22 protein-coding genes are annotated in these 23,757 nt (G+C 70.3%); 6 read left to right on the top strand and 16 right to left on the bottom strand.

Annotated features, from left to right (window positions below):
* Positions 1-27 precede the first annotated feature (27 nt).
* The 10 genes from OG609_RS07675 to OG609_RS07630 all read right to left on the bottom strand — a co-directional run bounded on the left by OG609_RS07675 (position 28) and on the right by OG609_RS07630 (position 13,537).
* Entirely contained in the window at positions 28-1,167 is a 1,140-nt protein-coding gene (locus tag OG609_RS07675) for a zinc-binding dehydrogenase (protein WP_327272102.1), read from the bottom strand.
* The gene (locus OG609_RS07670; RefSeq protein WP_327272101.1) at positions 1,164-1,466 is read right to left on the bottom strand and encodes a putative quinol monooxygenase; all 303 of its coding nucleotides are present in this window, start codon (positions 1,464-1,466) and stop codon (positions 1,164-1,166) included. Before OG609_RS07670 ends, OG609_RS07675 begins: the two co-directional genes overlap by 4 nt.
* 7 nt (positions 1,467-1,473) lie before the next feature.
* On the bottom strand, positions 1,474-2,133 hold the full coding sequence (locus OG609_RS07665) for a glycerol-3-phosphate responsive antiterminator (RefSeq protein WP_327272100.1): 660 nt from the start codon (positions 2,131-2,133) through the stop codon (positions 1,474-1,476).
* A 43-nt stretch (positions 2,134-2,176) separates the two neighbouring features.
* On the bottom strand, positions 2,177-3,730 hold the full coding sequence (locus OG609_RS07660) for an FAD-binding oxidoreductase (RefSeq protein ID WP_327272099.1): 1,554 nt from the start codon (positions 3,728-3,730) through the stop codon (positions 2,177-2,179).
* Entirely contained in the window at positions 3,727-5,400 is a 1,674-nt protein-coding gene (locus OG609_RS07655) for a glycerol-3-phosphate dehydrogenase/oxidase (RefSeq protein WP_327272098.1), read from the bottom strand. The genes OG609_RS07660 and OG609_RS07655 overlap by 4 nt, the downstream gene beginning before the upstream one ends.
* A 75-nt stretch (positions 5,401-5,475) precedes the next feature.
* Positions 5,476-7,053 (bottom strand): FGGY family carbohydrate kinase, encoded by a 1,578-nt coding sequence (locus tag OG609_RS07650; RefSeq protein WP_327272097.1) that lies wholly within the window; start codon positions 7,051-7,053, stop codon positions 5,476-5,478.
* A gap of 90 nt (positions 7,054-7,143) precedes the next feature.
* On the bottom strand, positions 7,144-8,598 hold the full coding sequence (locus OG609_RS07645; protein WP_327272096.1) for an MFS transporter: 1,455 nt from the start codon (positions 8,596-8,598) through the stop codon (positions 7,144-7,146).
* A 457-nt stretch (positions 8,599-9,055) separates the two neighbouring features.
* Positions 9,056-10,609, bottom strand: coding sequence for a peptidoglycan-binding protein (locus OG609_RS07640; RefSeq protein WP_327272095.1), 1,554 nt, complete (start codon positions 10,607-10,609; stop codon positions 9,056-9,058).
* A gap of 216 nt (positions 10,610-10,825) precedes the next feature.
* A complete protein-coding gene (locus OG609_RS07635) occupies positions 10,826-11,092 on the bottom strand; it encodes a hypothetical protein (RefSeq protein ID WP_327272094.1) in 267 nt (88 codons plus the stop codon).
* A gap of 27 nt (positions 11,093-11,119) precedes the next feature.
* Entirely contained in the window at positions 11,120-13,537 is a 2,418-nt protein-coding gene (locus tag OG609_RS07630; protein WP_327272093.1) for an endonuclease/exonuclease/phosphatase family protein, read from the bottom strand.
* Between the two features lie 237 nt (positions 13,538-13,774).
* On the opposite strand from OG609_RS07630, the gene OG609_RS07625 reads away from it, so the two are divergent.
* Both OG609_RS07625 and OG609_RS07620 read left to right on the top strand, forming a co-directional pair.
* Complete coding sequence (locus OG609_RS07625) at positions 13,775-14,584, top strand: ArsR/SmtB family transcription factor (protein ID WP_327277969.1); 810 nt, start codon at positions 13,775-13,777, stop codon at positions 14,582-14,584.
* 103 nt (positions 14,585-14,687) lie between these two features.
* Positions 14,688-14,864 carry a hypothetical protein gene (locus OG609_RS07620; protein ID WP_327272092.1) on the top strand — a complete coding sequence of 59 codons (177 nt, stop codon included), beginning with the start codon at positions 14,688-14,690 and terminating at the stop codon, positions 14,862-14,864.
* Positions 14,865-14,885: 21 nt separating this feature from the next.
* On the opposite strand, the gene OG609_RS07615 is transcribed toward OG609_RS07620, so the two are convergent.
* A complete protein-coding gene (locus OG609_RS07615; RefSeq protein WP_327272091.1) occupies positions 14,886-15,254 on the bottom strand; it encodes a nuclear transport factor 2 family protein in 369 nt (122 codons plus the stop codon).
* Positions 15,255-15,479: 225 nt separating this feature from the next.
* Positions 15,480-15,932, bottom strand: a complete 453-nt coding sequence (locus OG609_RS07610) for a DUF5709 domain-containing protein (protein ID WP_327272090.1) — start codon at positions 15,930-15,932, stop codon at positions 15,480-15,482.
* A 244-nt stretch (positions 15,933-16,176) separates the two neighbouring features.
* Between OG609_RS07610 and OG609_RS07605 the strand changes: the two genes are divergently transcribed.
* A complete protein-coding gene (locus OG609_RS07605) occupies positions 16,177-16,407 on the top strand; it encodes a DUF6296 family protein (protein ID WP_327272089.1) in 231 nt (76 codons plus the stop codon).
* Between the two features lie 84 nt (positions 16,408-16,491).
* Here the strand turns inward: OG609_RS07605 and OG609_RS07600 are convergent, their stop codons facing one another.
* Together OG609_RS07600 and OG609_RS07595 are read right to left on the bottom strand one after the other, a co-directional pair.
* Positions 16,492-16,917, bottom strand: a complete 426-nt coding sequence (locus tag OG609_RS07600) for a cold-shock protein (RefSeq protein ID WP_327272088.1) — start codon at positions 16,915-16,917, stop codon at positions 16,492-16,494.
* 146 nt (positions 16,918-17,063) lie between these two features.
* Positions 17,064-17,939: a DMT family transporter gene (locus tag OG609_RS07595; RefSeq protein WP_327272087.1), complete on the bottom strand. Its 876-nt coding sequence runs from the start codon at positions 17,937-17,939 to the stop codon at positions 17,064-17,066.
* A gap of 130 nt (positions 17,940-18,069) precedes the next feature.
* Between OG609_RS07595 and OG609_RS07590 the strand changes: the two genes are divergently transcribed.
* On the top strand, positions 18,070-19,224 hold the full coding sequence (locus OG609_RS07590; protein WP_327272086.1) for a winged helix DNA-binding domain-containing protein: 1,155 nt from the start codon (positions 18,070-18,072) through the stop codon (positions 19,222-19,224).
* Positions 19,225-19,239: 15 nt separating this feature from the next.
* Here OG609_RS07590 and OG609_RS07585 read toward each other — a convergent pair whose 3' ends face one another.
* The gene (locus OG609_RS07585; RefSeq protein WP_327272085.1) at positions 19,240-20,082 is read right to left on the bottom strand and encodes a response regulator transcription factor; all 843 of its coding nucleotides are present in this window, start codon (positions 20,080-20,082) and stop codon (positions 19,240-19,242) included.
* Between the two features lie 133 nt (positions 20,083-20,215).
* On the opposite strand from OG609_RS07585, the gene OG609_RS07580 reads away from it, so the two are divergent.
* Positions 20,216-21,892 carry an AMP-binding protein gene (locus OG609_RS07580; protein WP_327272084.1) on the top strand — a complete coding sequence of 559 codons (1,677 nt, stop codon included), beginning with the start codon at positions 20,216-20,218 and terminating at the stop codon, positions 21,890-21,892.
* Positions 21,889-23,496, top strand: coding sequence for an AMP-binding protein (locus OG609_RS07575; protein ID WP_327272083.1), 1,608 nt, complete (start codon positions 21,889-21,891; stop codon positions 23,494-23,496). Before OG609_RS07580 ends, OG609_RS07575 begins: the two co-directional genes overlap by 4 nt.
* 22 nt (positions 23,497-23,518) lie before the next feature.
* Here OG609_RS07575 and OG609_RS07570 read toward each other — a convergent pair whose 3' ends face one another.
* Positions 23,519-23,740, bottom strand: coding sequence for a hypothetical protein (locus OG609_RS07570; protein WP_327272082.1), 222 nt, complete (start codon positions 23,738-23,740; stop codon positions 23,519-23,521).
* Between the last annotated feature and the right edge of the window lie 17 nt (positions 23,741-23,757).

Below are 23,757 nucleotides of genomic sequence, written 5' to 3'. Positions count from 1 at the left end.
CGCCGTCAACGGATTCCGGGCGACGCGTTAGGCGTTCAGCATCCCCGACGTGTCGATGACCTGGCGGATCGCCCGGCCCGAAGCCAGTTCCTCCATCGCCGCGTTGATATCGGCCAGCGGAAGCGTGCCCGTGTGCATCTGCTCCACCGGCATCAGGCCCGCCCGCCACAGGTCCAGGAACCTCGGAATGTCACGGCGCGGGACCGCGTCGCCCATGTACGAGCCCAGCAGGGACTTGCCCTCGCCCGCGAACGCCAGGGCCGGGACCTCCAGCACCCGGTCGGGGGCGGGAAGGCCCACCGAGACGACCCTGCCGCCCCGGGCCACGACCGTCAGGCACTCGGCCATGACCTTGGGACTTCCCACCGCCTCCACTGCCAACTCGGCGCCACCCGAGGTGAGTTCGCGGACCGCCTCGATCGCTTCGCCGGGGGCGTACGCATGGGTCGCACCCAGCCGGACGGCCAGGTCGCGCTTCTCCTGAACCGGGTCGACCGCGATGATCGGATACGCCCCTGCCGCGCGGGCGCCCAGGACCGCGGAGAGGCCCACGCCGCCCAATCCATAGACGACCGTCGACTGGCCGGGGCGCAGCGCCGCCGTGTTGATGACGGCACCGGCGCCCGTCAGGACCGCGCAGCCGAACATCGACGCGACGGTGAACGGGATGTCCTTGGGGATCGGCACCACCGACTCCTGGGCCCGCACCGCGTGTTCGGAGAACGCGGAGACACCCAACTGGTGGTGGACCGGGTTGCCGGAGGCGTCGGTCAGCAGCGACGGGCCGTGCAGCAGCGCGCCCGAGCCGTTCGCCACCGCTGCCTGCGCGCACAGGGCCGGGCGGCCCGCCGCGCAGTCGGCGCAGAAGCCGCAGCTCGGCACGAAGACGAGGGCCACATGGTCACCGGGGGAGACCCGGCCGACACCCGGTCCGGTCTCCTGGACGACGCCCACCGCCTCGTGGCCGAGCGCCATCGGCAACGGGCGGACCCGGTCGCCGTTGACCACCGAGAGGTCCGAGTGGCAGAGCGAGGCGGCCGCGATACGGACCAGCACCTCACCCTCGCGCGGGGCGCCCAGCTCCAGTTCCTCCACCTCGACCGGGCGGGTCCCGGAGTAGGGGCGGGCCGTCGATACCCCGCGCAGGACCACGGCACGGGTTTTCACGACTGCACCTGTGCACGCGGAGTGCAGCGCAGCACGTCGCGGCTCTCCAGCAGCGGGACGACCTTGTCGAGCACGATCTCCTGGAAGTGCGGGGTTGCACAGTGCGCGGTGAAGTCGGCCTCGGAGGCGTACTCCTCGTACAGCACGATCGCCTGCGGGTCCTCGATGCCCTGGTGGACCCGGTAGGCGAGATTGCCCGGCTCCTCGCGGGAGGCGGCGGCCATCGTGTCGAGCAGGGGAAGGACGGTGTTCTCCTCGCCGGCCTCGGTGCGGTAGCGGGCTATGACCACATAAGTCATGGGGGGATTACTCCTGGGGTGTGGCGGGCCTCTTCAGGGCGGTGGGAGGGACCGGTGGCAACTGGTCCCGGCGCAGGTGCCAGAGGCGGGGGTCGGACGTGGCGGCCGCGGCCGACCCGAGGGCCAGCGCGAGCGCCACGTCCGCGGCGGTTTCCACGAAGCCGGCGGCGACCGACGGGGACATCGCGCGCTGTGCCTGCGCGCTCATCCGGGCGACGATCGGGGCGGGCATGATCTCGACCAGGTCCGGCGCCCCGCGCGAGATGGCGTCCGTGGAGCGGCGAAGATTGGACCGGTCGGTGACGAACACCTTCATCATCGTCAGCAGGCCGAGCGGGCGGCCCTTCTCTATGAGGGAGAGCCGGGTGCTGACCACGCCGTGCGCGCCCATGTTCTTGATGAACTCCAGCGCGCCCCGGTCCTGAGCCAGACCGGGGCTGCTGTCCACGTTCACGAACACGGTCTTCCCCGCCCGGCCCAGCGCCGGTACCACCTGGGGCAGCTGCCCCACCGCGAGCGACGCGAGGATGCACACCTTCGCCGGTGCGGTCAGGAACTGCCGCAGCGGCTGGGTGCCGACGACCGACGCGACGACCGGCACCTCGGCGAAGGCCGAGGCGAGCCGGGGGTCGAGTGCGGCACCGGACCGGGACGGGGAAGGGGTCATGGCAAGGGCCTGCCTGGAGAAGGAGGGTTCGTGGCTGCTGATGTCAGTTCAGCGGGGACGTACCGAATCGGCTGGGAAGGCCCAGTTTGCCAGGGTTGAGAATGCCGGCCGGGTCCAGGGCCTTCTTCACCGCGACGAACGTCGCGAAGCCCGCCCCGAGGGACTCCTCCAGGTAGGGGCCGCGCAGCAGACCGCAGCCGTGGTGGTGGCTGAGCGCCGCCGCGTGCTCGATGAGTACGGCGTTGGCCGCGTCCCACACCGAGCGGTACCAGTCGCGGCGCGACTCGGGCGCCACATCGCCGCGCAGCGAGAAGTAGACGCAGGCGCCATCGGTGTACGCGTGGGACTGGTGGGCCGAGGCGGCCAGGGTGCCGGGCACCGACTGGATCGCGGCGACCACCTCGTCGTAGATGACCGGGAGGTCGGTCCAGGACGCGGCCATCTCCAGGGTGTCGGCGACGAAGCCCGGACCCGGCTCGAAGCCGTCGGCGGACTTGCCGACCAGCATCCGTTCGTCCAGCCAGCGCTCGAAGACCGCCTTGCTGTCCAGCTCGGGGCCGTATGCCCCGCAGACCTCCCTCGCCACCTCGATCGAGGCGTCGACGATGGCCGGGTCGCCCTCGTCGGCGATGAGCAGGAGGTTGGTTTCCGGGTGGCCGAAGTGGGTGCCCGACTCAAGGGTGTCGTACAGCCGCAGGACGGCCGGGGTCGCACCGCGCTGCATGATCCTGCGGCAGGCGTCCAGGCCCTCGGCGAAGGTCTTGAAGCCGAACGCGACGGCATTGGCGTACTCCGGCAGCGGGTGGACCCGCAGCCGCGCCGAGACGATGACACCGAGGGTGCCCTCGGAGCCGATGAACAACTGGCGCAGGTCCGGGCCGACCGCGGCACGGGCGTAGTCGCCGTATGTGGCACGCGTACCGTCCGCGTGCACGACGTCCACGCCGACGACCATGTCCTCGATCTTGCCGTAACGGGTGGAGAGCTGACCGGCGCCGCGGCAGGCGATCCAGCCGCCGACCGTGGAGACGGCGAACGCGGACGGCCAGTGGCCGGTGGTGACGCCGTACTCCTCCTGGAGCTGCTTCTCGAAGAGGTCGCCGAACATGCCCGCCTGGACGTCCACGATGTTCGACTCGGCGTCGAAGCCGGTGATCCGGTTCAGCCCGCAGACATCCAGGACGACGCCGCCGAAGACGGGGAGCGCCGCGCCCGTGACGTTGGAGCGGCCCGCGGACGGGGTGACCGGGATGCCGGCCTCGTGGCAGATCCGCAGCACGGCCGCGACCTGGTCGGCGTCGGCCGCCTCGACGATCACGGCGTTCGGCGTCGCCGGACGCCCCTCGGTCTCGCCGATCATCGAGCCGGCCCACCAGTCGCGGGTCCGGGTGACGACCTCGTCGCGGGAGGTGTGCACGGCGTGCGCGGCCTCGCGCAACGCCTCGACCACGGCCTCGGGGACCTCGACCGGGTCGGTCTGGAGGGCGGCCTCGCCGTCCCCGATCGGGGTGTTCTGCGCCCACTTGGCGAAGCTGGGGGCGCCGATCGTGTAGTTGCCCCGGTTGAACGGGTGGGTGATGGTCTGACGGCTGATCATGCTGCTGCCCCTTCGAGGAGTACGGACTTTTCGTGACGGACGGCTGCGAGGTACTCGGAGACCGAATGCTCCACCTCGGCCTCCGAGAGGTTCAGTTCCCGGCCGAGGATCGCGCCGACGGCCTCGGCCGCGTCGAGGGAGGCGTCCCGGGCGAACAGACGGGCGCGCATCCGGCGGGAGAGCACGTCGTCGACCGAGCGGGCCAGTTCGGCGCGGGCCGCGTACACGACCTCCGCCTTGGTGTACGGGAGTCCCGCGACGATCGGCTCGGCCAGTGCGGGGTCGTCCTGGATGAGGTCGCCGACGAAGCGGGCCTCGGTGCCGAAGCGCTCGCCGAGATGCGCGGCGATGCCACCGGACGCGGCGACGGCCTCGGCGTCGTAACCGGCGCCGCCGAGCAGCGGAAGGTCGGTGGTGCGGCTCTTCCCCTTGCGGCCGAGGACGGTCATCACCTTGTCGATGACGAGCTCGCCCATGTGCCGGCTGGTGGTGAGCTTGCCGCCGGTCACCGTCACCATGCCGGTGCGGCCGATGGTGATGTGGTGGTCGCGGCGCATGTCGAGCGTGGCGCCCTCCTTGCCGCCGACCAGCGGACGCAGACCGCCGATGGAGCCGACCACGTCGTCCGGGGTGAGCTTCCCCTCGAAGGCGGTGTTGGCGCCCTCCAGCAGGAAGTCCATCTCCTCGCGGGTGCAGTGCACATCGTCGGGGGAGCCCCGGTAGTCCTCGTCGGTGGTGCCCAGCACGACGCTGTTGCCCCAGCGGGTGCAGGTCGCGCGGCGGGCCCGGCCGGGGATCGGCACGGTGACCGTGCAGTTGATCCGGACCTTGTCCCACGGCACCACGATGTGGACGCCCTTGGCGGGCCTGACCTGCGGCTTGTGGCCGTCGTCGGCCTTCGCGTCGAGCTCGTCGGTCCATACACCGGTGGCGTTGACGACGGCCCGCGAGCGGATGTCGATGCTGTCGCCGTCCGCCGAGACCCGGGCACCGGCCACCTTGCCCATCTGCATCAGCAGACCCTCGGCCTTGGCACCGTTGAGGATCGTCGCGCCGAGCGCGGCGGCGGTCCGGACGATGGTGAGGACGAGCCGGGCGTCATCGGTACGGGCGTCGAAGTACATCAGCCCGCCCTTGAGGTTCTCCGTGCGCAGCGTCGGCGCCTGCGCGAGGACCTCGGGGACGGTGAGCCGCTGGTGGAGCTTGCCGATCCGCCAGCCGCCGACCAGGTCGTACGTCCACAGCAGACCCTCGAAGCCCTTGGCGAGGCGGGCGTCGAAGATGCCCTCCTTCTCCAGGATCGGGAAGAGGAACGGCAGCCGGTGCACCAGATGCGGGGCGTTCTTGCGGAAGCGGTGACGCTCCAGGAGCGAGTGGCGGACCAGGTTGACGTTGCCCTGCTCGATGTAGCGCAGGCCGCCGTGCACCATCTTCGAGGACTTCGACGACGTGCCGGATGCGAAGTCGTCCTTCTCGATCAGCGCCGCGCGCAGCCCGCGCGAGGCCGCGTCGAGCACGGCGTACGCCCCGGTGATGCCGCCGCCGATGACGAGCACGTCGTATGTGTCGTCGGCCAGCCGGCGCTTGAGGGCTGCCCGGTCGAGCAGCAGCGGCGTTCGGCGGGTCGCCGCGGCGCTGCGCCGCGGTTTCCGGGCGGGCATGGTGATCACAACATCAACTCCTGGTGTTTCGGTGCGGCGCCCGCGTGGTCGGGTACGGGGCGCCAGTGCGACGGTGAGGGGCCGTCAATGGGGGGTGTGAGGTTTGGGTGCGGGATCCTTCAGAGGGAGCAGTGCGGGGTCGTCGAGGTGGGCGATCAGCACGTCGCGCCAGGCGGCCCGCTGCTCGGCGCGCTCGGCCGCCGTGATCGACGGCTCGAAGACCTGGCCGTGCGGCTGTGCCTCGACGACCTCCTCGAGCGAGGACCACAGACCCTGGGCGACCCCGGCCAGGTAGGCGGTGCCGCGCAGGCTGGCGGTCGCGGAGTCGGAGACCCGCTCCAGCGGCAGGCCGGTCAGGTCGGCCTGGATCTGCATGAGCGGGTCGCTGCCGGAGACGCCGCCGCCGACCCGGAGCCGGGTGAACGGCGTGCCCATGGTGTCGGCGACCCCGTCGATCAGGTCGCACACCGAGTGCGCGATCCCGTCCAGCACGGCGCGCGCGAGATCGGCGCGGGTGGTGGCGAGGGTGAGCCCGGTGAGGGATGCGGTGGCCTCCGGGTGCCAGACCGGCGTACGGACCCCGGCGAGTGCCGGGACGAAACGCGGGGTGCGGCCCGGCCGGGTGGGGACCCGGCCCGCCTCCTCACCGAGCTCCTTCGGCGATGCGAACAGGCCCAGGTCGTCGCAGAGCCAGCGCAGCGCCGAACCCGCCGTGGAGGTGTAGGCCTCCAGGCTGTAGTGGCTGATGTCGCCCTGCCGCCGGCCGGGCTGGGCGAGCACCCCGGAGATGTCCGGCCGGGGCAGGGCGGGCGTGGTGCCGGTCGCCGCGTCGACGAAGGCACCGGTCCCGTACACGCACATGCCCTGCCCGGCGGCGAGACCGCCGAGCGCGACGAGTGCGGCGTGCTGGTCACCCATGGAGGCGGCCAGCGGGACGGCGATCCCGAGGGCGGCCGGGTCGGTCGTACCGAATCCGGCGTCGTCGGAGCGGAGTTCCGGCAGCAGGTCGAGGGGGAAGCCGAGGTGGCTGATCCACTCCTCGTCCCAGGCGTGCCGCTCCAGCAGATAGCCGCCGGTGGATGCGGCGTTGGTCGGGGTGGTGGCGTGCATGGCGCCGCCGGTGAGGCGCCAGATCAGCCACGTGTCGACGGTGCCGAAGAGCAGCCGGCCCTCGCGGTGGGCGGTGGCCACCTCAGGGTGCGCGGCGATCTGCCGGGCTGCCCAGAGGAACGGGGCGCGGGCGCCGACCGGCCGGCCCTGACGGGCCAGCAGGGCGGCGTCCCACCCCGTCTCGTACGCGGTGAGCTCGGTCGCGTACCGCCGGTCCTGCCACACCACCGCGGGCAGCAACGGCCGCCCGCTGACCCGGTCCCACAGCATCGCGGTGGCCCGCTGGGTGGAGAGCGCGACCGCGGTGATGTCGATGCCCTCCTCGCGGGCACGGCCGACGGCCCGGCGCGCCACCTCGACGGTGGCGGTCCAGATCTCCATCGGGTCCTGCTCGACCGAGAGGTCGTCCGGATGACTGACCTTGATCGACCGGTAGAACACCTCGTGGGCGGCGCCCGAGTCGAGGACGACTCCGGCCCTGGTGCCCGTGGTGCCCTCGTCGATGGACAGCACACCGCGCCGTGGGGCGGCGCCGGGGAACGTCTGCGTCATTGCAGCCCTTTCATCGCGAGCATCGCGAGCTGTGCGGAGGGATACGGAGGGGAGAGGACCATCGTGTGATGCGACAGGTCCGGCGGCCGGTCAGCGCGCGGTCACGGACTCTGCGGATTCTGTCGAGCCGGACCGGGCGCCGGCCGCGGCACGGTCCTGTCCGGCGGCCTCGTCGGGCGAAGCGGCCTTCGTCGGATCCCACTTGATCGCCAGACAGGTGATCAGGCCGAGCAGCGGTACGACGGAGAGCACCAGGAACGTGTCGGCGAGCCCGAGCGAGTCCTTGATCTGCGGGAAGACATACAGCCCGACGACACTGCCGAAGCTGCCGACCATCCCGGTGACACCCGTGCCGAGCGCACGGACATCACTGCTGTACGAGAGCGCGGCGATGGACTTGCCGTTGGCGCCGGGGCCCGAGGAGTGGCAGAGGATGAACAGGACCGGCAGCAGGAACGCCACGGCGGTGGGCACCTTCTCGAAGGTCAGCCCCATCGCGAGCAGGGCGACGAAGACTCCGGCGAATCCGGCGGCGGAGCTGAGCCGCAGTCCGAGCCGGCGGCCGAAGTACGCGGACAGGAGCCCGCCCGCGATACCGAAGGCGTTGAAGACCATCGAGCCGATGGTGGCCTTCTCGAAGCTCTCGCCGAAGATCGTCAGGCTGATCAGCGGGAGGTACCAGCCGACCGCGAAGTACTGCATCGACTGACCGAGCGATATCACCGAGGAGAGGACCGTGCGCGGCAGGTACTCGCCCTTGAAGAGCAGTCCGGCCTGGCGGAACCCGATGGCGGGAGCCTCCGTGGCGGCGCGGGTCGCCTCGTCGGGATTGCCGGCGACGGCCTTGATCTTGTAGATCCTGTCCAGATTGACGACCGCCTCGTCCAGACGGCCCTTGCTCGCCAGCCAGGTGGGACTCTCCTGGAGCATCAGCCACTGGCCCACGAGCAGCGCGACGGCGACGACCGCGGCCGAGCCGACCGACCAGCGCCAGATGTCCGCGCCGACGTCCAGGTTGAAGAAGAGCAGGGCGAGCGCGAGGTTGCTGGTGGTGGCGACGTACCAGACCGCCTGCCACAGGTTCAGCCGGCCGCCCAGCTTCGCGGGGGTGTACTCGGCGAGCAGCGCCATGGCGACCGCGAAGTCGATGCCGTACGCGACACCCACCAGGACCCGGCCGAACCAGACGACGGTGAAGTCACCGGCGAAGGCGGCGAGCAGGGCGCCCGCGATGGCGAACACCTTGGCGATGAGCAGCGGGGGGACGCGGCCGATCCGGGTGGCGAGCCAGCCGCCGACCGGGTTGAAGATGATCGCCAGGGCCGGAGCGGTGGCCGTGAGGATCGAGACCTGGGTGCTGGTCAGCTCCATCTGGGACGTCATCGGTCCCAGACCGGCGCTCAGCGCGGCATTCGAATAGGCGTCGAGAAACAGCCCGCCGAACACGAGAAACCAGATGACTTGCGCCCGGCCGGTGATCTTTCCCAGCCCATCGATGAGCGCAACGACGTCGGCGACGCCTTTGACGCTCGGACGTTGTGCCATGAATCCGCCTTCGAGGAAGACCCATCGGCGGCACGGGGAGCACAAAAAAACAGGCATGACGAAACCACCGACAGGTGGTCTATGTCTGTGCCTGTCAAAACACTGCGGAAAGCGCCGCAGCACGTGAACTGCAAGAAGTACGAACTACGCAGTGAGGTTAAGAACGAGTCGGGAGAAACGTCAAGGGTTTCCGGCAGGTTACTGAAACGTGACGGTGCTGGGGGGAGGGCGCTCCGGTGGCCTGTGACAGCCCCCGGAACGCACCCGTGCCCGGTCAGGCCGCAGAGGCCGCCCGTTTCGGCGCGGCGGGAGCCTCCGGGGTGGACAGGTCGTCCCGGTGACTTTCCTCGTCAGCGAGATGGCGACGGCGGCACGAGACGAAGAAGCGCGAGCGGTATGCGAAAGGCGGGGTGGTGCGCGATCCGCACCACCCCGCCCCGCGCCCGTGAGGTTTTCGTCAGTGCCCCGCCTGCAGCGCCGTCCAGGTGTTCGCCCCCACGACGCCGTCGGCCGTCAGGCTCCGGCTCGCCTGGTAGCTGCGCACGGCCGTCGCCGTCGCCTGGCCGAAGCTCCCGTCGATGCCGACAGTCGAGCCGAGCGCCGCGGTCAGCGAGCGCTGGAGCCGCTTCACTCCGTCGCCCGAGTCGCCCTGCTTGAGGGCCGTCGTCGGGCCGGCCGACAGCAGCGCGGTCCAGGTCCTGTTTCCCACGACGCCGTCGGTCGTCAGTCCATGGTTCGCCTGATACGCCATCACCGCGTTCTTTGTGGCCGGGCCGAAGCTGCCGTCCACCGCGCCCACCACGTAGCCCTGCTCGTTCAGCAGCTGCTGAACCGCCTTGACCTGGGGGCCCGTCGAGCCGCTCCGCTGGGTCGCGTACGCGGTGAAGCTCAGCCCGTCACCGCTGTTGCCGCCGCCGGTGGCCCCGCCCACCAACTGCATATAGCGATTCCAGTCCCAGTACGGGCCCGGGTCCGTGTGGTCGTTGCCCGGTGCCTCGCTGTGTCCGATGATGTGCGCCCGGTCCTTCGGGATGCCGTACCGGTCGCACAGGTGGCGGGTCAGGGCCGCCGAGGAGCGGTACATCGTGTCCGTGAACCAGGAGGGGTCGTCGATGAACCCCTCGTGCTCGATGCCGAGCGCCGAGGCGTTCTGGCTCCGTGCGTGGTACGCGGTGTCGCTGTCTCGCACCATCTGGGTGATCTGGCCGTCGGAGGAACGCACCACATAATGGGCGCTCACCTCGGCCGTCGGGTTCTGGAACCAGCTGATCGAGCCCGCGTACGAGCCCTGCGTGACATGGATGATCACCTTGTCGATCTTGGCTGTCCGGCCCACGGTGAAGTTGTTCGCATTGGCCGGAACCCACAATGCGGACGGGTAGTCGGTGCTCTGTGTGCGTACGTCGGTGGTGTCGAGCGAGCCCTTCTGCGGTGAGACCGGACGGGCCGTCACCGAGATGTGCTCACCCCCGGGGACGGTGGCGTAGAGCCCGTGGGCCAGGAAGGTGTACACGGCGTCGGCGTAGAGGGTGGCGGCGGGTCCCGTCGAGCCGCTGTACCGGGCGACGGCCGGGTACCAGGCGTTGACGTCGTCGCGCTTATGGTCGTCGAGGCCGAGCTTGTCCGCGTAACTGCGCAGCACCGCCGCGCCGCCCAGGATGTTGGCCTCGGTGTCGGTGCGGAGGTCGGCGAGGGGCTCGCCGGTGAGGGCGGCCGCCTGCTCCAGCATCGGGTTCGTGGGGTTGCTCACCAGGTGCATCACGCCGTACCCGTTCGCCTGACTGGGGCGCCCCGAGTGGCCGTCGAGATGGGTCTCGCCGTACCCGACGGCGGCGAGCAGATCACGCGGTACGTCGAACTTCGCGGCCGCCCGTGCGAACGCCTGGTTCATGGAGTGGCCGTCGGCCGGAGCGGCGAAGGCCGGGCTTCCGGTCGCGGCCAGGGCCGTGGCGATGAGGGCCGCTAGGACGGATGCGCGGCGCTTTGTGTGCGCGGCGGCTCGTCTGGGCATACCTGCTCCTGCTCTGTGGGGGAGAAGAACGGCCCCCGGGCCCGAGTGGGGTGGGCCGAGGGGCCGAAGCCCGCTCAGAGTATCGGCGTGTCCAGGGCATGACAATCATTTGGCCGTGTGTCGAACCCCCTTTCACTCCAACGCAGTTGAGGCGCAGGTCGGAGCCCTGCCAGGTGACCTGTTCGGCGGTCACCGGGCAGGGCCGAGAGGCGGACGTCAGACGCGCACCGCACCACACTCCCGTTCGGCGACGAGCTGCAGTGCCACATCGGTGATCACGTCCTCCTGACCGCCGACGTACCCCGCCTCGCCCACCCTCCGCAGGATCTCGTGCGCCGGTACGCCGTACCGCTCACCGGCCCGCTCCCCTTCCCGATGAACCGTGGCTCGTGACGGTCGTCGACCGCATCGGCTCGACGCCTGGTGATCGCTGCCCGACGCCGGGCCGCCGACACCGGCCCGCGCCCGGACCCCGCTGAACACCCGGGGCCGGGCCGGGGCGCCGTCCGGTCAGTGCCCGCCGTGGCCCGGGGCGTTGACGTCCACCCGCACGATCTGCGGGTCGTGGTCGCTCGCCTGGTCGGCGAACTCCGCGTTGATGTGCACCACGTCGTAGTCGAAGCGGCGGACGCCGGGGCTGGTCAGGATGTGGTCCAGAGTCTGCGAGTTGCCCTCGTACACATAGCTGTACTGCTCGCTCGCGGGCAGCGTGGTGATCAGTGGCTTGAGTACCCCGCCGCTGGTCAGCGCGTCCATCGTCGGGGAGAAGGCGAAGTCGTTGAGGTCGCCGAGCGTGATGATCCGGGCAGAATCGTCCGCGGCCAGAAGCGACTTGACGAAGGTGTTCACCTCCGCTGCCTGCTTCACCCGCTTGGTCTCCGAGCTGCGCCGCGGCTCCTGGTACCGGCCGTGCAGGGGCTGGTCGCCGCCCTTGGACGTGAAGTGGTTGCCGATGACGAAGACCGGCTTCCCGTGGAAGCGGAACTCGCCGACGAGCGGCTTGCGGCTGTCGGCCCACGCGTCACTGGTCGGGGCGATCCGGCCGGGCGACGCCGAGAGCGTCACCCCCTTCTTCGTCTTCACCGCGGTCACGGCGGTGGTCGCGTCGCCGCCCGCACGGTCCACGAAGTCGACCCTCTTGGGATTGAAGAGGAAGACGTTGCGGATGTTGCCGCCGGGTTCGCCGCCGTCCTTGCCGTTCTCGGGGGCGACGTACCGCCATGCGTACTGCGGACCGCCGGCGGCGACGATGGCGTCGGTGAACCGCTTCAGCGTCGCCTCGGAGCCGACCGTGCCGTCGTTCACCGCACCGTTGTCGTCCTGGATCTCCTCCAGCGACACGATGTCCGGGGAGGAGAGGTTGACCGCGACGCCCTCGGCGAGGGTGTCGAACTTGGCCTGCTCGTCCAGCGCGTCCAGGTTCTCCACGTTGTACGTGGCGACGGCGAGCTCGTTGCCCTTCTGCTTCCGGGTGACCTCGCGCCTCAGGTGGTTGTCGGTGAGCGTGCCGAGCTCGGTGGCCTGGAGGTTGTAGCCGCCGAACGACGCGTAGTCCACGACACCGGTGGTCGCGCCGGACAGCACGTCGCCGACGTCGGCGACGGGGACCGGCTTGGCCGGGTCGAGCGACATCACCTTGATGCGGCCGGTGTTCTGGTCGTTGTACGAGGAGTACAGCGTGCCGCCCCGCCCGGTCCGGTTCTCGTCCGGCTTGACGGTCACCCAGACCTCGTCGTACGCGGTCGTCGCGCCCGTCACCCGGGTGTCGGAGATCCGGACCCGGGTGCCTTCGAGCGATTCGTAGAGGTCGAGGGCGTACGCGGACGGGTCGAGGGCCAGCGAGTCGATCGAACCGCCGTCCGCCGACGGAGCGTACGCGTCCGGCACCGAGGCCGCGTCGAGTACGACCGGGGCCGGCAGGGCGTTGCCCGAGGACAGGACCGTCGTCTTCGGGGCGGTGATCTCGGTGATCGACTGGGTGGTCGTCGACGGGTAGTACTCGTCCACCTTGCCGCTGACCAGCACCGAGTCGCCCACGGCGACCTCCGGGGCGGTGGAGCCGGTGAAGACGAACACGCCCTCACTGGTCCGGGCGTCCGCGTCCGGCGCGGTGTCCTGGATCCAGAAGCCGCGCGAACCGGTGGTCCGTACGCCGGTGACGATGCCGGGGACCCCGGTCACCTGCCGGCCCTTCAGCGGCGACACCCGGGCGGTGCCCTGGATGTCGTGGATCCGGACGGTGCCGGGCTCGGTCGGGCCGCCGGGGTCACCCGGGTCGGAGCCGCCGGAGGTCTCACCGGCCGCGTTGACCGGCGTCGGGGTGCCCGCGGTGAAGTCGGCGGCGTTGTCGTCGGTGTCGACGAGAGACGCACCGCGCGCCACCGAGGAGGTGTTCGATGCCCCCGCCGCCGGGCCGCTGCCCTCCCGTACGACCGCGGAGCCGTAGCCGACGAGATCCACGATCCGTGGGTCGGCCGCGCAGTCGGCCGCCGTCTTGCAGGTCAGCGGAGTCGTGCCGGAGACCAGCGCGACGGTTCCGCCGCCGGCCGCCATCGCGACCGTGCCGGTGGCGTCCGGCGTCGGCAGGGCGACGGTGCCGCCAGTGCCCGCGGCCTCGGCGACGAGGTAGCGGCCGCCGGGGGCGACGGACCCGCTCAGTGCGGAGACCTGCCACAGCGAACCGGCGGAAGGAGAGGCCGGCAGATACTGCACGCTGAAACCGGACAGGTCGTACGAGGCGGAACCGGCATTGGCCAGTTTGATGAAGTCGCGGGCGAGTGTCGCACCCGAGTTGCCCCCGCCGCCGTACACCTCGGAGATCACGGCGGTCGAGGACGGAGCCGCGAAGGCGGCGGGCAGCGCGGTGGCCGACAGCGTCACGGCGACGGCGCCGGCCAGCAGGACGGAACGGGGTCTGGATATGTGCACGGTGGGTTGCTCCCGAAGTGTGGTGAGGGCAAAAGCTATGCGCGTAGAACCAGCCGTGACAAGACATCAGAAGTTAATTCCAGAAATCGTTCCGGCGGCCCGGAAGCGATGGGGCGAGGAGCGTGGAGGTGTGGGGGCCTCTTCGGGCCGGCCCCGGCTCGACATGCAACCAAAAGGTTGCCTATGCTGCAGAGGGGCTGAGAACACGAATAGGCGATGGTGACCGCTATGGCGGCGATGGACCCGATATTCAAGGCACTCGCCGATCCGAGCCGCCGGGAGCTCCTCGACCGGCTCAACGCGCGGGGCGGCCAGACCCTGCGCGAGCTGGGCGAGGGCCTGGACATGAGTCGGCAGGCGGTGAGCAAACACCTGGCGGTGCTGGAATCGGCGCTGCTGGTCACTGCCGTGCGCCAGGGCAGGGAGAAGCTCCACTACCTCGACCCGGTGCCGATCCAGGAGCTCGCCGACCGCTGGATCGGCCAGTACGAACGCCACCGCCTGACCGCGCTGTCCCAACTCAAACAGACCCTGGAAGGAACGGCCATGGACAAGCCCGAGTTCGTCTACGTCATCTACATCCAGACCACCGCCGAGAAGCTCTACCAGGCGCTGACCGACCCCGAGTTCATCAAGATCTACATGGGTGGTTACGGTCCCGAGTCGACCTGGGAGGTCGGCGCGCCGGTCCGCTGGAAGATGGACCCGGACGGCGAGTTCGAGGAGGTCGGCCAGCGGGTCCTGGAGGCGGAGCCCGGCAAGCGGCTCTCGTACAGCTGGCACACCCTGCAGCCCATGCACCGCCAGATGTTCGACTTCGGCTCGGACGAGGAGTGGGACAGGGCCGTCCAGGAGCGGTCCAAGGTCACCTTCGACATCGAGCCGGCCGAGGAGCCCGAGATGGGCATCAAGCTGACGATCACCCACGACGGGTTCGACAGCCCGGACAGCAGGATGCTGGAGGGTGTCAGCGGCGGCTGGGTCGTGATCCTCTCGTCGCTCAAGACCCTTCTGGAGGGCGGGAAGTTCCTCGACGAGCCGGCATGACGACCAGGCGGTCCGGCGTCGGCTTCGGGGCGGCGCCGGAGGCCCGCCGCGGCAGCGCAATGCGCGGGCAGAACACGGCAGGCGCGGGCGCGGGTACCTGACTGTGCGTCAATCGGTACTGTACGTCAATCGATCGGCCGGCTCGTCGGTGGCCGCGGTCACCGCACCTTTCGCCGGTACGGCGGAACGCTCCGCGGCCCCGCGCCCCGCCGGCAGGCTGTTCGAGACCGTCGACCGCGGCGACGGTCATCTCGGCATCGGACTGGCGGAGCTCGCGTGACGGCTGTCTCCTGCCCTCGGCTCAGGCTCCGGGTACCCGGTCGAGGAAGCCGCTGACCGAAGTGATGCGTCCGTCGTCGGCGAGTGTGAGTACGTCCGACCCGGCGACAGGCGCCGAGCCGTCGGCGGTGGAGACCAGTTCCCAGCTGAAGCGCACGATGTCGTGGTGCCCGTCCGGGGTGCCGGTCAGCCGGAACTCGAAACCGGGGAACTGCTGATGGGCCCCGTTGATCGTGGCCGCGAGCTCTTCGTGGCCGTGCACGTCGGCCAGCGGGTCGGTGTAGGTGGCGCTCTCGGCGAAGGCGGCCGCCACGGCCTTCTCCAGGTCCTCGGGGGTGGCCGCGTTCCAGGCGACGAAATAGCGCTGAACAGCGTCCTCGTATGCGGTCATCGTGCTGTCCTCTCTCGCGTCCCGGCCCCTGGGGCCGGGCTCCCGTGTGCTCGTGAGGAACACGATGCTCGATGGCGCGGAAGGCGTCGATTACCTCCGAGGTCATGGTCCGAGCGCCGCCGGTGAGATGTCACATCGCAGCAAAGCGGAAGTAAAGAATTCCTGGCGTCAACGTATTCCCGCCGAGGCGTTCCTGGCGTCGGTGCAAGGGGAAGAAGCGCCTCCTCACCCCACGCTGTCCGGGATGACATGCATGGCGGCTTCCTCGGCCGATGCTGCCGCTCCGTCGATCCCGACGTCCTCGGCCGCCAGGGTGTCCGGCTCGTTGATGTCCAGCTGCCGGGTCAGCCGGCCGGCGCGTACCGTACCGACCTCCGCGTCCCAGAGTTCGCCGTCACCATCGGACAGATCTCCCAGGTCGTCGCCGTCGGCTTCGGTGACATCGGGCAGTTCCCGTGCCAGCCGGCCCTCCAGCGGCTCGCCACTGTGCTGTTCGGCGGCCGTGGTGCCCAGATCCTCCACCGCCCACGGCCGCTCGGGCGGGGAATAGCCCTCATCGAGAAGGTCGGTCAGCCCCCGGTTGTCCAGGGTGTCCTCGATGTCGAGCTGCTCGGCGGGGTCGGAGGCCTCAGGCTGTTGGGGCTGGTAGACATCGTCTCCCATGTCGGCATCCTTCATGGTGTGTCCCTTCCCGGTTTCGGGGTCCCGGTCGTGCCTGCCGCGCACGCGACCCGGGAGAAAGGGGGGCATGTATTCGGTAAGCGCCCGAGTGCCGTCGAACCGCCCGTATGGGTTCAGGATAAGTGGCCCCGGTATGAGCCCGCAGCCGTGGGCCGCTGCCCGGGCGCGGCAGGCCGGTCCGAGGGACGATGGAAGCTGCAGGCGGAGCATGCCCCGCCCCATCCGTATCGGGAGAACCGTCATGGATTACCCGGAGAGCTACCAGTTGGTATTTCAGTCCTCCGCCGTGGAGGACGACACGGTGATCGTCCGGCGTACGGCGCAGTCGGGGGCGGGTGGATACCCGATCTACGAGGACGAGACCGGAATCGTGCGCGCGGAGATCAGCGACCGGGGAGAGGTGCGCATGCTGGCCAGCGGTGGACACCAGGTGTTCGGCACCCCGCTGGTCGTGCGGGAGCCGAGTGCCTGAATGAGCCGGGGGCCCGTCCGGCGGATCATTCACCGGACGGGCCCCCGGCACTACAGGAAGGCGGGCCGGTGCCGCGCCGCCCCGTCAGCCCTCGGTCCAGCCGTGGTTCTTGGCGAACTGCAGCAACCCGCTCCGGACCTGCAGGATCTGAGCCCCCGTCAGCGACGGCGTCGACTCCAGCAGTACGTCGGTCACCTCCTTGGTGAACTCGGCCGCACTGAGCACATCGCACAAGGTGTCGTCGTCCGCCGACCCGGAAACGCTGACCGAGGCGAGCCTCGGAGGGGTCAACGGCTTCCCGTCGGGCCCCTCGGCGAGCCGGACGGACGAGGCCTTCAGCCCGCGGTCACCGTCCTCGATCTCGAACTCGACCGCCGTACCCGTGTGCACATAGGACTCGGGGATCAACATGTCGTTCACATGGAGAAACACATCCTCACCGCCGTGATCGGGTGAGATGAAGCCATATCCCCGTGCGCCGTCGAACCGCACCACGCGACCAGAAACCACACCAACCCCCAAGAAAGAACCGGGCCCCTTGCCCGTTTGCCACACATGGCTCGACCGGAGAATAGCCCTGCGCGGCCGGGCGGCGCGACCCTGTGGCGGGAATCGCCCGGACCGGTACAAGGGCCTTTGGCCGGGCGGCGGAAGGCTCACCTGAGCTTGCGTGCGGGCGGGGGCGCGGTTCCGGACGCCAGCGGGGAGCGGGCCAGCTCGACGCAGCCCACCGTGATCAGGGTGAGCGCTACCAGTTCGGGCAGCACCCACCACCCGGTGCGCAGTTCCTCGCCGAACAAGGTCACCCCGTACAGGACGCTGATCAGCGCGTCACCGAGGGTCAGCGGCGGCTGGACGGCGACCAGCATGCCCGCCTGGAGGGCGTTCTGGAGGAGGAACAACGCACCCACTCCGGCCGCGGCGGTGGCGTACAGCTGCCAGGACGTAAAGAGCGCCACCGCTCCGCCGCCCCCTTCGAGCCGGGCCATGGCGTCCTTCATGAGTGCGGCCGTGAGGGCATACCCGCATGCGGCGGCGAGGCCGAGCAGTGCGCCCCGGGGGTTGCCTCGCGTGCTCAGGGCCGCGCCGATCAGTGCGGCCTCGAAGATTCCGGTCACGATCAGCGCCGTGATCCAGACAGCTCCCCGTACGGACGTGCTGCCGCCGCCCGGGGCCGCGGAGGCCATGCCGAGGGCCAGCCCCAGCGTCACGGCCGCCACCGCGTACCAGATCTGCCGGGGGATACGGACCCGCAGAACGAACCCGGCCATCAGCAGTGTGGCCGGCAGCTCGATCACAAAGATCGGCTGGACCAGGGCGATCGGCCCGGTCGCCAGCGCCACGGCCTGGCAGACGGCCGCGACGATCACCAGGCCGATCCCGGCGAGCCACACCCTCCGGCGCAGCAGATGCCCGATCAGCGCCAGACGCATCGCCTCGCTGTCGGGCACGGTGCGGGCGGCACGGCGCTGGAGAACGGAGGCCGCGCCGTTGCTGATCGCGGTCAGGATGGCGAACAGGACACTGATCACCAACCCATGATGCGGGTGGCGGGCCCACGATCCGGGGTCCTGCGGGGCGGCGGCATGGCGGGCGTGCGGATCGGAGCACCTCACCCGATGAGGACCGAAGATGTCCGCAAGTCCGCGTAGCGTGCCGTCCATGGCCGCGACGAAGAACCCCACCGCATCCGCCGTGCTCTCCCCGCGTACGCTGAGCCGCGCCACGCTGGAGCGTCAGTTGTTGCTGCGCCGGACCGCGATGTCCGCGAAGGAGGCCGTCGGGCATCTGGTCGGCCTCCAGGCGCAGAACACCAAGCCGCCGTACTACCAGCTCTTCGCGCGCCTCGACGGGTTCGACCCGGCCGAGCTCGCCGGGCTGATGGAGTCCCGCGAGGTGGTCCGTATCGTCACCATGCGCTCCACCATCCACCTGCACACGGCCGCCGACGCGCTCACCCTGCGCCCGCTCGTCCAGGCGGCGCGCGACCGGGAGCTCAGGACGTTCCGCAAGGGGCTCGCCGGGGTGGACCTGGACCGGCTCGGGGCGGTCGGCAGGCAACTCGTCGAGGAGCGGCCCCGTACCCCCAAGGAGATCCGCGAGGCGCTGCTCACCGAGTGGCCCCACGCCGACCCGCAGGCACTGGGTGTGGCCGCCCGCTGTCTGCTGCCACTGGTCCAGGTCACCCCGCGTGGGGTGTGGGGAAGGAGCGGCGGGGTCGTGCTGACCACCGCCGAACACTGGCTCGGCAGCCCGTCGGAGCCGGTCCCCGCACCGGAGGCCACCGTGCTGCGCTATCTCGGAGCCTTCGGGCCCGCCTCCGTGCAGGACATGCAGGCGTGGGCCGGACTGACCCGGCTGCGAGAGGTCTTCGAACGCCTGCGGCCGCAGCTCGTCACCTTCCGGGACGAGAACGGCGTCGAACTCTTCGACCTGCCGGACGCCCCACGCCCCGACGAGGACACCCCCGCCCCACCGCGCTTCCTGCCCGAGTTCGACAATGTGCTGCTCGGCCATGCGGACCGTACGCGCGTCATCCCGCCGCAGTACCGGGGGCGCAACGGGAACGGCAATCAGGCGTACGGCACGGTGCTGGTCGACGGATTCCTCGCGGCGATCTGGCGGCTCGGCACCGGGGCCGGCACGGGCTGCGGTGCGAGGACCCTCACCGTGCAACCGCTCGGCAGGCTGAGCCGGGCCGATCGCGACGCCGTCACGGAAGAGGCCGTACGGATGCTCCGCACCATGGCGACGGCGGACACCGACGCGAACGGATACGACATCCGGTTCACGACGTTCGTCGACTTCGAGCGGTGAGCTCCCGCCGTAGCGCTACGGCAGCAGCCCCGCCCGCCGCGCCGCCACTACCGCCTCGAGACGTGTGTGCGCACCCAGCTTGCGCATCGCCGAACGCAGATACCCCTTCACCGTCTCCGGCCGCAGCCCCAGCCGTTCCCCCGCCCCGGCGTTCGTCGTCCCCGCCGCCACACAGGCCAGCACGTCCACCTCGCGCGGCGCCAGGTGCACCCCGCAGGGCTGCGGCGCGCGGGCACCGGTCGCCGAGGCGAGCCGTCCGCACACCGAGAGCAACTCGTCGCGCAGCGCCGGGTCCACGACCTTCGGCACCAGGGCACGCAGTTCACGATGGGCCTCGCGGACGTCCTCCCATGCCTCCGGCGCGGCCCTCGGGTCCGTGACCTGTTCCCGGGTCACGGCCAGGAGCTGCTGCACCTCGTCCCGTACGACCAGGGCCTGTTCCACATCGCGGGCAGCGGCGACCGCCGCGTCGAACGTACGGTCCCCGAGCGAGACCGGCTCGCGCAGCGCCCCGTACAGCACACCGCGCACCTTGCGCCGTACGACGACGGGCACCGCGACCACCGAGCGCAGGCCCTCCGCCGCCACCGCCATGTCGTACTCGTGGCTGATGTGGCGCGAGGAGCGGTAGTCGGTCACCGCGCACGGCCGGGACAGGGCGATCGACTTGCCGCCGAGCCCGCTGCCCGCCGAGATGACAAGACCGCGCAGGGCGGCGGTCTGCGCCCCGTTCAGCTCGGCGATCCGGGCGTGCCGGGCATCCGAGAGCAGCCCGCCGAAGGCCACGGGCAGCCCACTGGTCCGGCGCAGCCGCAGCAGCGCTGTCTGCATCTCGACCGCATCGACGGATTCCGGCACGTTGACGCCTCTCTGCCCGGCTCCGGAGGCTCGGCAGCCTCCGCCTGCTGCACCCCCGTTCGGGGGTGGTGAGACCTGGGTCACTGTTTACATGATGTTAAGTGACCGGTCCGGTCCGCAATGAGGAGGGCACATGTCGGCAATCAGCGCGACGGAGACGTTCCGGGCCGCCCGGGACTTTCTGCTGCAGCACCGCGAGGACTACCACGCGGCCTACGAGGGCTTCCGCTGGCCCCGGACCGACCATTTCAACTGGGCGCTCGACTGGTTCGACGCCATCGCCGAGAACAACGACCGCACCGCCCTGCACATCGTGGAGGAGGACGGCGGCCGCACCGAGGTGTCCTTCGCCCGGATGTCCGCCCGCTCCAACCAGGCCGCGAACTGGCTTCGCGCCCAGGGGGTACGGGCCGGGGACCGCATCCTCGTGATGCTCGGCAACCAGGTCGAGCTGTGGGAGACGGCGCTGGCCGCGATGAAGCTGCGCGCCGTCGTCATCCCCGCCACCCCGCTCCTCGGCCCGGTCGATCTGCGCGACCGGGTGGAGCGTGGCCGGGTCCGGCACGTCCTGGTACGGGACACCGACACCGCCAAGTTCGACGAGGTGCCCGGCGACTACACCCGGATCTCGGTCGGCGCCGACGTGCCCGGCTGGCTGTCGTACACCGGCGCCGACGATCGGCCGGAGACCTTCGGGGCGGACCGGGAGACCGACGCCGACGAGCCGCTGATGCTCTACTTCACCTCCGGTACGACCGCCAGCCCCAAGCTCGTCGAGCACACCCATGTCTCCTATCCCGTGGGCCACTTGTCGACGATGTACTGGATCGGCCTCAAGCCCGGGGACGTCCACCTCAACATCTCCTCGCCCGGCTGGGCCAAGCACGCCTGGTCGAATCTCTTCGCGCCCTGGAGCGCCGAGGCGACCGTCTTCATCTTCAACTACACCCGCTTCGACGCGGGCCGGCTGATGGCCGAGATGGACCGCTCGGGCGTCACCAGCTTCTGTGCCCCGCCCACCGTCTGGCGGATGCTGATCCAGGCCGACCTCTCCCAGCTGAAGACCCCGCCGCGCGAGGTCGTCGCGGCCGGTGAGCCGCTGAACCCGGAGGTCATCGAGACGGTGCGGCGCACCTGGGGCGTCACCATCCGGGACGGCTTCGGCCAGACGGAGACCGCCGTCCAGGTCGCCAACACCCCGGGCCAGCTGCTGAAGGCCGGGTCGATGGGCCGGCCCAGCCCCGGCTTCAAGGTCGAGCTGCTCGACCCGGTCACCGGTGAGCCCGGCGCGGCCGAGGGCGAGATCTCCCTCGATCTGTCGGACCGTCCGGTGGGTCTGATGACCGGCTACCACGGTGACCCGGACCGGACCGCCGAGGCCATGGCGGGCGGTTTCTACCGCACCGGTGACATCGGCTCCCGCGACGAGGACGGCTACATCACCTACGTAGGCCGCGCCGACGATGTCTTCAAGGCATCCGACTACAAGATCTCGCCGTTCGAGCTGGAGAGCGCCCTGCTGGAGCACGAGGCGGTCGCCGAGGCCGCCGTCGTCCCGGCCCCCGATCCGGTACGGCTCGCGGTGCCGAAGGCGTACATCGTGCTCGCGGAGGGCTGGGAGCCCGGTCCGGACACGGCAAAGGTGCTGTTCGAGCACTCCCGGGCGGTCCTCGCCCCGTACAAGCGGGTCCGGCGGCTGGAGTTCGCCGAGCTGCCCAAGACCGTCTCCGGCAAGATCCGTCGCATCGAGCTGCGCGAGCGCACGGCCCAGGGCACCGGCACCGAGTACGACGAGGGGGATCTGCGATGAGCGAGCTGTCCTACGCGCACGGCACGGGCACCACGGCGCTGCTCGGTGACACCATCGGACGCAATCTCGACCGCGCCATCGAGGCGTTCGGTGAGCGCGAGGCGCTCGTCGACGTCGTATCGGGGCGACGCTGGACGTACGCCGAATTCGGCGCGGCGGTCGACGAGCTGGCGCGTGCGCTGATGGCATCGGGCGTGGCCAAGGGGGACCGGGTCGGGATCTGGGCGATCAACTGCCCCGAGTGGGTGCTCGTGCAGTACGCCACCGCCCGCATCGGCGCCGTCATGGTCAACATCAACCCGGCCTACCGGGCGCACGAGCTGGAGTACGTGCTGAAGCAGGCCGGGATCTCGCTGATGGTCTCCTCGCTCTCGCACCGCACCAGTGACTTCCGCGCCCTGGTCGACCAGGTCCGCGCGGGCTGCCCCGACCTGCGCGCCGTGCACTACATCGGCGACCCGTCCTGGGACAGGCTGCTGGCTGCGTCCGAATCCGTGACTGACGGGCAACTCGCGGCCCGCGAAGCTGAGTTGTCCTGCGACGACCCGATCAACATCCAGTACACCTCCGGCACCACCGGCTTCCCCAAGGGTGCCACCCTCTCCCACCACAACATCCTCAACAACGGCTACTTCGTGGGGGAGCTGGTCGCCTACACCGAACAGGACCGGGTCTGTCTGCCCGTCCCCTTCTACCACTGCTTCGGCATGGTCATGGGCAACCTCGGCATCACCTCGCACGGTGCCTGCATCGTGATCCCGGCCCCCGCCTTCGAGGCCGCCGCCGTGCTCGCCGCCGTTCAACAGGAGCACTGCACTTCGCTCTACGGCGTCCCCACCATGTTCATCGCGGAGTTGAACCTCCCCGACTTCGCCTCGTACGACCTCTCCTCGCTGCGCACCGGCATCATGGCCGGATCGCCCTGCCCGGTCGAGGTGATGAAGCGGGTCGTCGCCGAGATGCACATGGACGAGGTGTCCATCTGCTACGGCATGACGGAGACCTCTCCGGTCTCCACCCAGACCCGCCGCGACGACGACCTGGAGCGCCGCACCGGCACCGTCGGCCGCGTCATGCCGCACATCGAGGTCAAGGTCGTCGACCCGGTGACCGGCGTGACCCTGGAGCGCGGTGCGGCGGGCGAACTCTGCACCCGCGGCTACAGCGTGATGCTCGGCTACTGGGAACAGCCCGAGCGCACCGCGGAGGCGATCGACGCGGGCCGCTGGATGCACACCGGGGACCTCGCGGTGATGCGGGAGGACGGCTACGTACAGATCGTCGGCCGGATCAAGGACATGATCATCCGCGGCGGGGAGAACGTATATCCGCGGGAGATCGAAGAGTTCCTCTACGGCCACCCGAAGATCGCGGATGTGCAGGTGGTGGGCATACCGGACAACACCTACGGCGAAGAGATCCTGGCCTGCGTCATCCCGAGGGACCCGGCGAACCCGCCGACTCTGGAAGAGGTGACGGGCTACTGCCGTGGACAGCTGGCGCACTACAAGATCCCGCGGTGGCTGCAGATCCTGGAGACCTTCCCGATGACGGTCAGCGGGAAGGTCAGGAAGGTCGAACTGCGGGAGGGCTACGGGCAGTAGGACCGGATCGCCCCGGGCGTTGTCAGGCGGCCTCGATGATGTCGCCGGCAACGCCCCGGGTCGCGGCCGCCCATTCGATCAGCAGCACTTCGTAGGCGGCGGACTCCACGGAGGACCAGTCCTGTCCGGCGCGCGCGTCGACCAGGGCCCGTATCGCCTCGTTCGCCTCGGCGGCGGACGAGGACGTCGCTCGGGTCGTGCGCGGCGGGTCGACAGGTGGTGTGTGCCGTGGAGTTAAAGCCATGTTCCCTACCTTAAGGC

It is taken from the genome of Streptomyces sp. NBC_01224, assembly GCF_036002945.1.
GTDB lineage: Bacteria > Actinomycetota > Actinomycetes > Streptomycetales > Streptomycetaceae > Streptomyces.
This window is presented reverse-complemented; position numbering and strand designations above follow the sequence as displayed.